Origin of the sequence: Lentzea flaviverrucosa (assembly GCF_003350445.1) — a bacterium.
Taxonomy (GTDB): Bacteria; Actinomycetota; Actinomycetes; order Mycobacteriales; family Pseudonocardiaceae; genus Lentzea; species Lentzea californiensis.
This window is the reverse complement of sequence record NZ_QQAU01000003.1, coordinates 398,578-411,726: the sequence shown is the minus strand read 5'-3', so window position 1 is coordinate 411,726 and position 13,149 is coordinate 398,578. Positions and strand designations below refer to the sequence as shown.

The window sequence follows — 13,149 nt, the reverse complement described above, 5'->3', positions numbered from 1 at the left end:
GGCCCCTCTAAACTCGTCGATCATGGCCGACAACGCACTGGGCCGCTTCCTGCGCGCCCGCCGTGAAGCCACCACTCCCCCGGCCACCGGCCGCCGCCGCACCCCCGGCCTGCGCCGCGGCGAGCTCGCCGACCGCGCCGGCATCAGCGTCGAGTACCTCACCCGCCTCGAACGCGGCACCGACCGCTCCCCCTCCGGCCAGGTCCTGTCCGCCCTCGCGGACGCCCTGACCATGACCGCCGACGAGCGCGTCCACCTGTACCGCCTGATCAAGGCCGGCACGACCTGCTCCCCTCCCCCGCCTCCGCCGCTGCGCCCCACGGTCAGGGCGATGTTGGACACCCTCGAACCCGCCGCGGCCGCCGTGCTCTCCCCCGCCGGCGACGTCCTCGCGAGCACCGCGCGGTTCCGCGAGGTCTCCGGCCTGGACGACGAACGCAACCTCATCCGCTTCGCCTTCAGCCCGCGGGCCAAGGCCCACTACCCCGACTGGGACCAGGTAGCGCACGACCGCGCCACCACTCTGCGCGCGGCCGCTGACCTGGGCGATCACACCGCGGCCGCGCTGGCGTTCGAACTCTCCGTCACCGCCGGCGCCGCCTTCTCAGACCGCTACGACGCCGCGTCGTCCCTGCCTCCCGCCATCGGCACCGAGCGCTGGGGCTCCCACCTCCTGGCGTTCGAGACGCTTTACCTAGCCGGTGAAGGTGAGCACCGGTTGATGATCTATTTCAGTCAACACTGAAGCCATAGCGGTAACTAGAACTTGTCCGGATGAAAGAATCGCCGTCATGCCCCGCCCGGAAAAACCGCTCGACCCGTTCGCCGGGCCCGTTGAACAGTTCGCGTTCGACCTGCGCAAGCTCCGCGAGAAGGCCGGCTCCCCCGGCTACCGCGAACTCGGCAGGCTCAGCCACTACTCCGCCAGCACCCTCGCCGACGCCGCCCGCGGCCAGCGGCTGCCCAGCCTCGCCGTGTCGCTCGCGTTCGTCCGCGCCTGCGGCGGCGACGAGGAGATGTGGGAACAACGCTGGCGCGAGATCGGCGAGGCCGACCCGCGGCACCCCGAGGGCGACTCCCCCTACGTCGGCCTCAAGGCGTTCACCGAGCACGACGCCGACCGCTTCTTCGGGCGGGAACGGCTCGTCGGCAAGCTGCTGGGCAAGCTCGAGCACCACGACGCGGTGCTCGTCGTCGGCGCCTCGGGATCGGGCAAGTCCTCGCTGCTCAGGGCCGGTCTGCTGGCCCGCGTGCAGGGTGAGCTGATCACGCCGGGCACCCACGAGGTGCTGCCGGACGTCGAGGGCCTGCTGGTGGTCGACCAGTTCGAGGAGATCTTCGCGCTCCCCCACCGCGACGAGTTCATCGCCGCTCTGACCCGCCGCGAGGGCCAGACCGTCATCGGCATGCGCGCCGACTTCTACGGCCACTGCGCCCGCTACCCCGACCTCGTCGGGGCCGTCGAGAACGCCCAGGTCCTGGTCGGCCCGATGAGCACCGACGAGCTGCGCAAGGCCATCACCCAGCCCGCCGTCGAGGTCGGCTGCGCCCTCGAGACCGGACTCGTCGCCCGCCTCATCGCCGACGCCACCGGTGAACCGGGCGTCCTCCCCCACGTCAGCCACGCGCTGCTCGAAACCTGGCGGCGCAAGCGCGGCAACACCCTCACGCTCTCCAGCTACCACGAGAGCGGCGGCATCGCCCGCGCCATCGCCAACACCGCCGAGAACGCCTACACCGGCCTCGACGAGCAGCAGCGCCTCCGGGCCCGTCAGGTCTTCCTGCGCCTGGTCACCCCCGGTGAGGGCACCGAGGACACCAAACGGCACGTCAAACGGTCCGAACTCGCGGCCGACGACGTCGTCGAGCACCTCGCCGACGCACGCATCCTCACCGTCGACGACGACAGCGTGGAGATCAGCCACGAAGCCGTCATCCGCGGCTGGCCGCGCCTCAAGGACTGGCTCGCCGAGGCACGCGACGACCTGCGCGTGCACCGCCGGCTCACCGTCGCGGCCGCGGACTGGGAGTCACACGGCCGCGACGACGGCTCGCTGTACCGAGGGGTGTCGCTCACCCAGGCCACCGACTGGGCCCAGCGCGAACCCGACGCGCTCAACGACGCGGAGAAGTCGTTCCTCGACGCCAGCAAAGCCGCGGCCGAACACGAACTGGCCACCGCCAAGCGCCGCACCACCAACCTGCGCCGCGCGGTCGCGTTGCTCGCCGTGCTGCTGCTCGTGGCCACCACCGCGACCGTGTTCGCCGTGCGGGCGCAACACCAGACCACCGAGCAACGCACCATCGCGCTCGCCCAGAAGGCCATCGCCGAGGCCAACGGCCTGCAGGACCGAGACCCCGGCCTCGCGAGCCAGCTCCGTCTCGCCGCCTACCGCCTGACCGGCCTGCCCACCGCCCGCGACAGCCTGCTGAGCACCTTCGCCGGACCCCAGATCTCCATCGCCAGGGGCCACGCGGAGGCCACGTCGTTCGCGTTGTTCAGCCCCGACAACAAGCTCATGGCCTCGGCCGCCGACGACAGGTTCGTGATCATCTGGGACGTCTCCGACCGCTACCACCCGGTCGAACTCGGCCGGGTGCACGCCGGTGAAGACGCCACCCACGGCATGGCGTTCAGCCCGGACAGCCGCACCCTCGCCGCGGCGGGCTGGGACGGCAACATCCGCATGTTCGACGTGTCCAACCCGCGCAAGCCCGCGGAGAAGGCCCGCCTCACCGGGCACGCGGGCCAGGTCGCGGCCGTCCAGTTCACCCCGGACGGCCGCACGCTCGTCAGCAGCGGCGAGGACGGGACCGTCCGGCTCTGGGACGTCTCCGGTCCCGCCACCCTCGTGCGCACCATCAAGGCCCACGACAACGTCGTGCACGCCATTGCACTGAACGCCGCGGGCACCACCATCGCGTCGGTCTCCTGGGACGACACCGCCCGGCTCTGGGACCTCGCGACCGGCGAGAACCTCTTCACGCTCACGTCCGCCATGGGCAACGGCTCCTCCGACGCCATCGCCTTCTCCCCCACCGGCCTGCTCGCCACCGGCGGCGAGAACGGCGGCCTGCGGATCTGGGACGCCAACGACCCGCGCAACCCCGTGCTGCTCGGCGTCGCGCCCGGACACATCTTCTCCGTGCACACGATGGCGTTCTCCCCCGACGGTAGGTTCCTCGCCACCGGCGGCGGCGACAAGACCACGCGCCTCTGGGACATCACCGACCCGCGCGACATCCGCCTCACCACCGCCATCGCCGGCCACACCGACATGGTGTGGTCGGTCGCCTTCAGCGCCGACTCCCGGCAGATGGTCACCGCCACCAACGACGCCGAGGTCCGCGTGCTCGACCTCGCCAACCTCACCCCACCGCGCCACCGCGAGACGGCCTGGAAACTCGACTACGACCCGGCCGGCGAGTTCTTCACCACCGTCTCCTCCGACGGCGACATCAGGCTGTGGCGCCAGGAGGACCTCCACGCCGAGCCCGTCTCCACCTTGCCCAGGCTCCCCGCCACCGAGGAGACGGCCACCGTCGACGTCCACCCCGGCGGCAAGCTGCTGTTCGCCTCGACCTACACCGCCAGCGGCCTGTGGGACGTCGGCGACCCCGCCCGACCGCGGTTGCTGAGCAGCGCGATCACCGGCACCCAGGCGATCGAGTCGGTGTCGTTCAGCCACGACGGCACCACGCTCGCCGCCGCCGAGCAGAACGGCGTGGTGGGGCTCTGGAACATCAGCGACCCCGCCCGACCGGTGAAGGTGGGCAGCTTCGCCGTGCCCGAGGCCGACACGGTGTGGCAGATCGAGTTCTCGCAGGACGACCGCACGCTCGTGATCGCGAGCGGCTCCCGCGAGCTCCAGCTGTGGAACGTCAGCGACCCGGCCTCGCCCCGCGCGTACCCCGCGCTGCGCACCGACGACAACCCGAACCCGATCCGCCGTGGCGGCCAGGCCGGGCGGCACGAGGTCATGACGGTGGTCATCCACGGCAACGTCATGGCGTTCGCGAACATGGACTCCAGCGGCGCGCTGTACGACATCAGTGATCCCGCACAGCCGCGCAGGCTGGGTTCCCTGCCCAATGACGGCGGGCCGCTGCAGCGCCTCGCCTTCTCCCCCGACGGCACCCTCATCGCGGCCGGGACGACCGACGACCTGGTCCGCGTGTGGGACGTGCGCAATCCCCGAAACCCCCAGGTCCGGGCAGTGCTGCACGGTCACACGGAACGGGTGTGGGGTGTGGGCTTCGCGCCCGACAACCGCACCCTGGCCACCACCGGCGCGGACCGCACCGTCCGCGTGTGGGACATCGACGTCGACGCCACCGCGGCCCGTGTGTGCGCCACTACGACGGCGCACCTGTCCACTCGTCATTGGGAGCAATACTTCCCCGGCGTGGAGCCGAGGCCTCTCTGCTGAACAACACCCTCACCTTTTCCTCTCACCGTATGTGTAGTGCGAAAACGTTGTGTGGTGTCGATGTCCGGGCGTCGTACAACAACGTTCGTGCAACGGGAGCGGCCAACCGGCCGAAGGTGACTCTTCAGTCAACACTGAAGCAATAAAATTTACCGAACTGGTTGTCGATATGATCAGATTCTGGGTCATGGAGTTCGTGCCGCACGAAGTCGGGGTCGCTCACAGCGCACTGCCGCACGACGAAACGTCCGCCCGTGCCCTGCTCGCGCATGCCGCGGCCCAGGGCCTGCACACAGTCGTCGTCACCGCCGAGGAGGGTGACGAACGCGCGATAGCCGTGCTGCGCGAACTGCGCGCGGAATGGCAGACGGAGGGCGGCCGCATCACCGCCCAGCTCGACACGGACGCAGAGGGCCAGTTGCAGCACCTCTGGGGCCTCACGGCGGACGAGCGGGCCGCGTGGCTCGCCGCGTTCCCCCGCCACGACGACCCCAACTGGTGGATGCACCGGCTGCTGGTCCTCAACCACCACCCGGAGTGGTCGCCGCTGAAGGACTGGCTGGTCGACGAGCACGTGCGGCTCTTCGGCCGCCCGCCCGGACGCCGCCGGTCTAGCGCGGCAGGCCGCTGAAGTCGGGCTGGTGGAACCGAAGGATCGGGGGGATCGGGTCCTCCTGCGGGATGTCCCGATCCGGCTGGACCGCGGCGAACGTCAGCACCGGCCCCCTCGGCACGCCCACCGCGATCACGTCCCCGTGCGTCCCGGCGATCCACATGACGCCGGTGTCGGCGATGTTCGCGACCACGGTGAGGTCCGGTAGCACGAACTGCACCAGCGCGAGCCCGCCGGGCATCTCGGCGAGCCCGGCGACGTGCTGGTTGGGCTGCCACGGGAACAACGTGATCGCGACGGGCATCCACCCCGCCGAGTTCTGCACCGCCTGCACGGCGTCGCGGTACCAGCGGCTGATCTCGACCGACGTCGGGATGCCGAGCAGCCCGAAGGCCAGCACGAGCCCGCCCACGACCAGCCCGGCCGGGGCGAACGGGAACAGGCTGAGCAGGACGAGCACTCCCCCGGCGACCGCGGGCACGGCGGACCACAGCCAGGCCCGCACACCCCACCGCATGCCCTTGAAGGCCCGCAGGGTGGCCGCGTCGTCCAGAGGCCTGCCGAGCGGCCGCTCCACGCGCTTGCGAACCGGGTGCTTCGCGGCGTCCTCACCGTGATCGACCTTGGCGTTCTCCATCTTCGCGAACCCCGCGGCGCGCAGGACGGCCCTGCCCCCGATGTCCGGGCCGCAGACGAAGACCTCCTGTCGTTCCAGCACCATGTCCGGCAGGTCCTCGAGCCAGCCCTTGAGCACGACGCCCTCGAGCAGCAGCCGGTCGGTCCCGTCGGCGTGCTTCTCCAGCACCTCGGCCGGAACCCGGCGCCACGGCCGCTCCAGCAGGCCACGCCGTTCGGCCCTCGTCTCCACCCGGTACATCAGCGGCGCCAGTCCGCCCACGAGCGTGATCAGCGCCAGCACCACGAACGCGCCGATGTTGCCCGGCGTCGACGGCAGCAGCCAGCACGTCACCGCGCCGGCGCCCGCCACGACGGCGATGCCGCCCAGCGTCCTCGCGCCCCAGCGCAGGTCCTGCAGGATCAGCCCGGTGGACCAGTCGTCCTTCGCGGGCACGTCCGTCCGCGGTTCGAGGTACTGCACCCGACCTCCCGGTTAGTGCGGCAGCGCGCTGTAGTCGCGCGGGCTGGTCCTTCGCCACCACGACATCGGGTCGCTCGTCCGGTCGGCCCGATCCGGGTCCGCGACGGCGAACATCAGCTGACCCGTCCCGGGCACTCCCACGGCGAGGATGCCGCGATGCGTGCCCGCGACCCACATGGCACCGGTGTCGGCGACGTTCGCGACGATGTCGTACAACGGAGCCGGGAACCGCACCAGCGCACGGCCCTCCGGCAGGTCCGCGATCCCGGCGACGTGATGCCCGCGCCGCCACGGGAACAGCCTGACCGGCACCGACGTCCAGGTTTCCGCGGTCGCCACGGCTCGGGCCACGTCCCGCTGCCGGCGAGCTATCTCGACCGCGGCGGGAACGTCGAGCAGCACCGGCGCCACGAGAGCGGCCGCGACCAGGCCCGTCGGCGCGAACGGCGAGATGCTCAACGCGACCAGCACGCCCGCGACCACCAGCGCCACCGCCGGGAAGACCCAGAACCAGCGCACCAGTGCTCGGGACAGGACCAGGCCGTCCCGGACCTCCTCGTCGTCGCCAGGACGGCCGAGCACCCACTCCTCGCGATCCCTCGCCTGGAAGTGCCCCTCGTCTGCCACGGCCTTGTTCATCGACGTCGACCCGGCGGCCCTGACCATCGCGCGGCCGTCGGCGTCGGGGCCGCACACGAAGACCTCCCCCCGGTCGAGCACCACCGGGATCAGGTCGTGGAACCACCCCTTGAGCACCAGCCCGCTCAGCAGCAGGCGGTGCACGGGGTCGTTCTCGTGCTCCCGCGCCACCGCCGCCGCCTCGCGTCGCCACGGTTCGTCCAGCAGGCCGCCGCGCAGCGCAAGGCGCACAGACCGGTTCGGCAGCAACGCCAGCAACGACATCACCACCATCACGCCGAGCACGATCCGCGCCGCCGTGTTCCCCGGTGTACCCGGTACCAAGAAGGTGACGACGAGTGCGACGGCCGCGAAGAGCGACTCCACGCGCTGGCGCACACCGATGCGGACGTCGGCGAGCGCGAGACGGGTCGACCAGTCGTCCTTCGCGGGCACGTCCGTCCGCGGCTCCAGGTAGTGCAGCACCAGCCCCCCAGCTATGCCTTGGCGGCGACCTCCCGGATCAGGTTCGCGAGTTCGGCCGGCCGCTCGAGGGGAAGCATATGGCCCGCGTCCGACAGGATCACCGACGTTCCGCCGAACTTCACCGCGTCGGATTCAGGGACCAGCCGGTCCTCGTCCCCCACGACGGCGACGACGGCCTTCTCCTTGGCCACCATCAGCCCGGCCTCGCGGTCGTAGCGGTCCACGGTCGGCCGGAACAGCGCGATCGTCTCCGGCCAGTGCCCCCACACCACGTCCGCGGTCAGCTCGACGTCCTCGTCCGACGGCTCGTCGCCGAACAGCCACCAGCGCAGCCCCGCCGTCTTGGCCGGCTCGATCTTCTCCCGCACCGCGCGCACGATCGGCCCGAACGCCCGTTCCAGCTCCCGCACGAGCTTCCCGACGGCCTTGGGCCACGCCAGCGACGTCTCGGACATGCCGCTCGCCGCCGTGGACACGAACACGTTACCCAGCACCCGTTGCCGGAACAGCCGCGGCCTGCGTTCGGCCATCGCGAGTGCCGCCATGCCGCCCATCGAGTGCCCGGCGATCACGACGTGGCCCTGCGGCACCGCGCGTTCGATCAGCTCGCCCAGGTCCTCGCCGAGCTGGTCGATCGTGGCCGTCTCCTTCGACGCGCCGCCCGACCCGCCGTGGCCGCGGTGGTCGTAGGCGATGACCTGGAACTCGGGGCTCAGCTGCTCCACGACCTTGTGCCAGGTGCGGTGGTCGAGGGCGTAGCCGTGCGCGAGCACGACCGTCACCGGTGAATCAGGGTCGCCCGCGCGCAGCACGTTGAGCTCGGTTCCGTCTTCCAGCCGCACCATGCGGAGTTCCTTTCGCCGTGTCGTCTGTTCGTCCTAACGAGACGACACGGCGAAAGGACACGCCCTAAACGCGGCCGAGCACCACAGGAGGTGGCAGCTGCCCGCCACCGACGCCCGGCACGCCGCGGAAGTCGTAGGCCGTCGCCTTGCCGCCGGGCTGGATGATCCACGCCTCCCCCGGCCCGCCGCCGGCCAGCACCGACTGCACGGCCTCGGCGACGTCCGAAGGCGTCAGCAACGGGAACCCGGCCGCGGCGAACTCCTCCTTCGCCCCGCCCAGCAGCAACGTGTCGACGAACCCGGGGCACAGTGCGGAGACCGTGATGTCGTCCCCTGCCAACGCCTTGCCCGCCGCCCGCGCGTACCCGACGACCGCGTGCTTGGTCAGCGTGTACAGCGGATCGGAGGGCATCGCGGTGATCCCCGCCAGCGACGCCGTGATCACGACCTTCCCGCCGCCCTGCCGCCGCAACGCCGGCACGGCCGCGCAGAGCCCGTACACGACGTGGTCGACGTTGACGCCGACCAGTTTGCGGTAGCGGGCGACGTCGAGCGCGTCGTCCACACCGGCCTGGCCGCCGCCGATGCCGGCGTTGAGGTGCACGACGTCGAGGCGTCCGAGTTCCCTCTCCACCTGCGCCACGGCGGCGGGCATGGTCTCGGGGTCGCTGACGTCACCGGCGATGGCGATGCCGCCCACCGCGGACGCGACCCGGTGTGCGCCGGCGGCGTCGAGGTCGAGCACCGCGACCTGTGCCCCGAGCTTCGCGAGCCGGCGCGCCACGGCGGAGCCGATCCCTCCCGCGCCGCCCGTGACCAGCGCGACCCGTCCAGTCAAGTCCACAGTGGACATGGCGGTCTCCTCAGCTGTTGCGCAGGAATCGGTCGAGGACCCGGACACCGAACTTCAGGGCGTCCACCGGCACGCGCTCGTCCACGCCGTGGAAGAGCCCGGAGAAGTCGAGGTCGGCGGGCAGCTTCAGCGGCGCGAAGCCGAAGTTGCGGATGCCGAGCGTCTGGAACGACTTGGCGTCCGTGCCGCCGGAGAGCATGTAGGGCAGCACGCGCGCGCCGGGGTCCTCGGCGATGATCGACGCCGTCATCGCGTCGACCAGGGCACCGTCGAACGTCGTCTCGACCGGCGGCAGGCCGACCCACTCGCGTTCGACGTCCGGGCCGAGGAGCTCGGCGAGCTCGCGGTCGAACGCCTCCTCGCGACCCGGCAGGATCCGGCAGTCCACAGTGGCCTCGGCGGTCGACGGGATGACGTTCGCCTTGTACCCCGCGGAGAGCATCGTCGGGTTCGCCGTGTCGCGCAGCGTCGCGCCGATCATCCGCGACAGCGCGCCGAGCTTGCCGATCGAGCCCTCGACGTCGTCGTCCGGGAACTCGAGGCCGGTGATCTCGGTGACGCCGTCGAGGAACTCGCGCACGGACGGGCGGATGATCAGCGGCCACCGGTGCTGGTCGAGCTTGGTGACGGCGGCGGCGAGCTTCGCCACGGCGTTGTCGCGGTGGATCATGCTGCCGTGCCCGGCGGTGCCCTTGACGCGCAGCTTGAGCCAGCGGATGCCCTTCTCCGCGGTCTCGACGAGGTACGCGCGGACGTCGTCCTTGAGCGTGATCGAGAAGCCGCCAACCTCGCTGATCGCCTCGGTGACGCCCTCGAACAGCTCGGGCCGGTTCTCCACCAGCCACTTCGCGCCGTAGAGGCCGCCCGCCTCCTCGTCGGCGAGGAACGCGAACACGATGTCGCGCGGCGGCACGACGTTCTCGCGCTTGAAGTGCCGGGCCAGGGCCAGTGTCATGCCGACCATGTCCTTCATGTCGACGGCGCCGCGGCCCCACACGTACCCGTCCTGCACGGCACCGGAGAACGGGTGCACCGACCACTCCGAGGCGTCGGCGGGCACCACGTCGAGGTGGCCGTGCACGAGAAGTGCGCCACGGCTGGGGTCTGCGCCCTGAAGGCGCGCGACGACGTTGCCGCGGCCCTTGGCCCCGGACTCCACGTAGGTCGTCTCGTAGCCGACCTCGGACAGCTTCTCGGCCACCCACTCGGCGGCCTCGCGCTCGCCCACGACCGTCGCGGGATCACCCGTGTTCGTCGTGTCGATCCTGATCAGCTCACTGACGAGGGTGATGACCTCGTCCTCCGCCAGTGCCAGTGCGTTCCCCGTTGTGCTCACCCCGTCTTCCTACCACCAGTCAGAACACCGACCAGCCCGTGAGAGTCGTGAAACGGTCCAGCGCGTCGAGACCCGCGACGGAGTTGCCGCGTGCGTCCAATGCTGGACTCCAGACGCAGATCGCGCACTTCCCGGGCACGACGGCGATGATCCCGCCGCCGACGCCGCTCTTGCCGGGCAGGCCGACGCGGTAGGCGAACTGGCCGGCGGCGTCGTAGGTGCCGCACGTGAGCATCACGGCGTTGACGCGCTTGGCGCCGCTGACGCCGAGCAGCCGGGTGCCGTCGTTGCGGACGCCGTGGCGGGCGAGGAAGAGGGTGGCGCGGGCGAGATCAGCGCAGCTCATCGCGATCGAACACTGCCGCACGTACTCGTGCAGCACCACGTCGACGGGATTGCGCATGTTGCCGTAGGAGGCCATGAAGTGCGCGAGCGCTCGGTTGCGGTCGCTGTGGTCCAGCTCGGACTTGGCGACCTCGGGGTCGACGCCCAGGCCTGGGTTGCCGCTCTCCTGCCGCAGGAACTCGAGCAGCCGGTCCGCGGCGCCGAGGCCCAGGTGGTCGGTGACGACGACCGCGCCCGCGTTGATGAACGGGTTGCGCGGGATGCCCTGCTCGGTCTCCAGCTGGACCAGCGAGTTGAACGGCGACCCGGACGGCTCGCGGCCGACGCGGGTCCACACGTCGTCGTTCTCGGCGAGGGCCAGAGCCAGCATGAACGCCTTGGAGATGCTCTGGATCGAGAACGGCCTGTCGTACTGCCCCGCGCCGAAGACCTCGCCGTCCAGGGTGGCGACGGCGAGGCCGAAGGCGTGCGGGTCGATCCTGGCCAGTGCGGGGATGTAGTCGGCTACGGCACCACCTGGCGTGACCTCTGAGGCGATCTGGTCCACCAGCTGCTGCAGCTCCATGCGCTCATCCCATCACGGGATGAGCCCTACGCCACCGTGAACTCGTAGAACTTGGTGGGCTGGCCCGCGACGACGGTGCAGGGGACGTGGACGACGCCGATCCAGGTCGGCTCGCCGTTGTCGTAGCGCGGCGTCAGCGCCAGGTCCGCGTTGCCGAGGTTGATCGACGTCGTGCCGGCGTTGGCCAGCGTCAGCGCGGGCAAGGTGCCGCTGGCGACGACCTGGAACGTGCCGGACGAGGGAACCGGCGTGTTCGGGATGGTCAGCGTCGACGACAGGTTCTGGACGCTGCCGGCGTTGTCCACGGCGATGTTCGTGGTGAGCGTGCCGTCGACGGAACGGCCGCCGATCCACCACAGCGTGTTGCGGACGTCATCGGACACGGTGGACGTCACCGTCGCCGACGCCGGCGCGGTCGGCACCCCGACGGCGGCCGAGTCCGGCAGGTTCGGTGAGCTGACCACGGTCGGCACGTCGTGCGTGCCCGCGACCGAGAACTGGCACGAATAGGTGAGGCTCAGCTCGGCGGTCGCGGCGGAACTCGTGCCGGCCGTCGCCACGCTCAGCGCTCCGGCAACCATCAGAACTGCGGCTGCGCGCGTGAAAAGTCCGGTCTTCATCTGCAGGGACCTCCTGAAGTACGTCATTGAACTGCAAGAAGGCGGTGTTGCTTTACTCGCCAGTAAAGTAGCCAGCTTTGATTCGGCAAGGCAAGCGAAAACCGGCTTTTGTCACCTGCGTACGAAATGGCTTCCTGGTCTTTGTCAGTCGCGCAGCAACAAATAGTGCGCCCGCAGTGCCAGTTCGAGGTTGAACCGCTCCTCGGCGTCGTGCATTCGGTCGCCGAACAGTTCGTCCAACTGGTTGACGCGGTAACGCACGGTCTGCGGGTGCACCTTCAGCCGGGCGGCGACCTCGGGCGCTCCGCCCCGCGCCGACAGCCACACCAGCAGCGTCTCGGCGAGCTTGGTGCGTTGCAGGTCGGTCAGCGGCGCGAGCGGCGCCAGCGCCCGTTCGGCGAGCTGGCGGGCCAGGAACTCGTCCGCCAGCACGGTCAGTTCGACGATGTGGTCGGCGCAGTCGAGGACCGGCCGGTCCGGCAGCACGTCCTCCCTGGACAGGGCGAGGACCCGGCGTGCACAGGCCAGTGACCTGGGCGCGTCCTGGGGAATCACGGGCAGGCCGACCGCCGCCCGCCATCCCGGCAGTGCCCCGCGGAGCCACCGCGTCACCGCGGCGGGGTTCGGCACCAGCAGGTACGGCGTGGTGTCCTCGAAGTTGACCAGCACGTCGGCCGGCAGGTCGTCGGCGGGCGCGGCGGACGGCTCGAGCGCCACCGCCACCAGCCGGTCCGGCATCGGCCAGGCCGCCGCCCGCGCCGCGTCCAGCACCGCCTGCCAGTTGCCGGCGGAGTCGGCGACGAGCAGCTCCATCAGCTTGCGCCGCTTGCGTTCCAGCGTGCCGGCCGCACTCGCCTGCGCGGCCGCGTACCCCTCGACCGACAGGCTCACCAGCTCGTCGACGTGGGCGAACATCGCCTCACCCAGCACCGACATGAGCCGCAGCGACAGCTCGCGCCGTTCGGCGAACCCGCAGACGTGCCGCCACGCCACCCTCGCGCCGATCCGGTAGGCGGCCTGCAGGCTGTCGAGGCTGCGCCCGGACTTGAACTCCCACGCGCCGAGCTTGCGATGGATGTCGTCGTGCGGATCGGGTTCGGAATCCGGCGCGGCGATGCGGTCGACGAACTTCACCAACGCCTGCCGGATTCCGTCGACCACGTTGTCCCGGAACGTGCTGTATTCCGGAATCGATTTCTCGATCGCCTCGAAAATGCTCACCGAAACGGGCGCGACTTCCATTCGGAGCAACGGCGCCAGCTCCCGCGGGACCGATCTGCGCGGATCGTCCAGCCCAGTCATCCTGGCGAGTGTAGGAGGAAAACGGAACCGGGTCGTT

At 70.8% G+C, this 13,149-nt stretch carries 11 protein-coding genes; 3 read left to right on the top strand and 8 right to left on the bottom strand.

Translation table 11 applies throughout. From position 1 onward, the window contains the following. Positions 1-22 precede the first annotated feature (22 nt). The 3 genes from DFR72_RS11785 to DFR72_RS11775 all read left to right on the top strand — a co-directional run bounded on the left by DFR72_RS11785 (position 23) and on the right by DFR72_RS11775 (position 5,061). The gene (locus tag DFR72_RS11785) at positions 23-745 is read left to right on the top strand and encodes a helix-turn-helix domain-containing protein (protein WP_090062671.1); all 723 of its coding nucleotides are present in this window, start codon (positions 23-25) and stop codon (positions 743-745) included. Between the two features lie 46 nt (positions 746-791). Continuing rightward, positions 792-4,430, top strand: coding sequence for an nSTAND1 domain-containing NTPase (locus tag DFR72_RS11780; RefSeq protein ID WP_090062673.1), 3,639 nt, complete (start codon positions 792-794; stop codon positions 4,428-4,430). Positions 4,431-4,599: 169 nt separating this feature from the next. Beyond that, a complete protein-coding gene (locus DFR72_RS11775; protein ID WP_090062674.1) occupies positions 4,600-5,061 on the top strand; it encodes a hypothetical protein in 462 nt (153 codons plus the stop codon). Here DFR72_RS11775 and DFR72_RS11770 read toward each other — a convergent pair. From DFR72_RS11770 to DFR72_RS11735, 8 genes are all read right to left on the bottom strand, one after another. Beyond that, positions 5,042-6,142: a hypothetical protein gene (locus DFR72_RS11770; protein ID WP_114773663.1), complete on the bottom strand. Its 1,101-nt coding sequence runs from the start codon at positions 6,140-6,142 to the stop codon at positions 5,042-5,044. The two genes, DFR72_RS11775 and DFR72_RS11770, sit on opposite strands and share 20 nt — an antisense overlap. A gap of 12 nt (positions 6,143-6,154) precedes the next feature. Continuing rightward, positions 6,155-7,246 (bottom strand): hypothetical protein, encoded by a 1,092-nt coding sequence (locus DFR72_RS11765; protein WP_090062678.1) that lies wholly within the window; start codon positions 7,244-7,246, stop codon positions 6,155-6,157. 11 nt (positions 7,247-7,257) lie between these two features. After that, positions 7,258-8,091, bottom strand: a complete 834-nt coding sequence (locus tag DFR72_RS11760; protein ID WP_090062679.1) for an alpha/beta fold hydrolase — start codon at positions 8,089-8,091, stop codon at positions 7,258-7,260. A 64-nt stretch (positions 8,092-8,155) separates the two neighbouring features. Next, on the bottom strand, positions 8,156-8,944 hold the full coding sequence (locus DFR72_RS11755; protein ID WP_090062681.1) for an SDR family NAD(P)-dependent oxidoreductase: 789 nt from the start codon (positions 8,942-8,944) through the stop codon (positions 8,156-8,158). Between the two features lie 10 nt (positions 8,945-8,954). Then, positions 8,955-10,280 carry a M20/M25/M40 family metallo-hydrolase gene (locus tag DFR72_RS11750; RefSeq protein ID WP_177224483.1) on the bottom strand — a complete coding sequence of 442 codons (1,326 nt, stop codon included), beginning with the start codon at positions 10,278-10,280 and terminating at the stop codon, positions 8,955-8,957. A gap of 19 nt (positions 10,281-10,299) precedes the next feature. Continuing rightward, positions 10,300-11,190, bottom strand: a complete 891-nt coding sequence (locus tag DFR72_RS11745; RefSeq protein ID WP_090062683.1) for a glutaminase — start codon at positions 11,188-11,190, stop codon at positions 10,300-10,302. Between the two features lie 26 nt (positions 11,191-11,216). Next, the gene (locus DFR72_RS11740; RefSeq protein ID WP_143086563.1) at positions 11,217-11,810 is read right to left on the bottom strand and encodes a DUF6801 domain-containing protein; all 594 of its coding nucleotides are present in this window, start codon (positions 11,808-11,810) and stop codon (positions 11,217-11,219) included. A 144-nt stretch (positions 11,811-11,954) separates the two neighbouring features. Continuing rightward, positions 11,955-13,112, bottom strand: a complete 1,158-nt coding sequence (locus DFR72_RS11735; protein WP_090062686.1) for a PucR family transcriptional regulator — start codon at positions 13,110-13,112, stop codon at positions 11,955-11,957. Positions 13,113-13,149 lie beyond the last annotated feature (37 nt).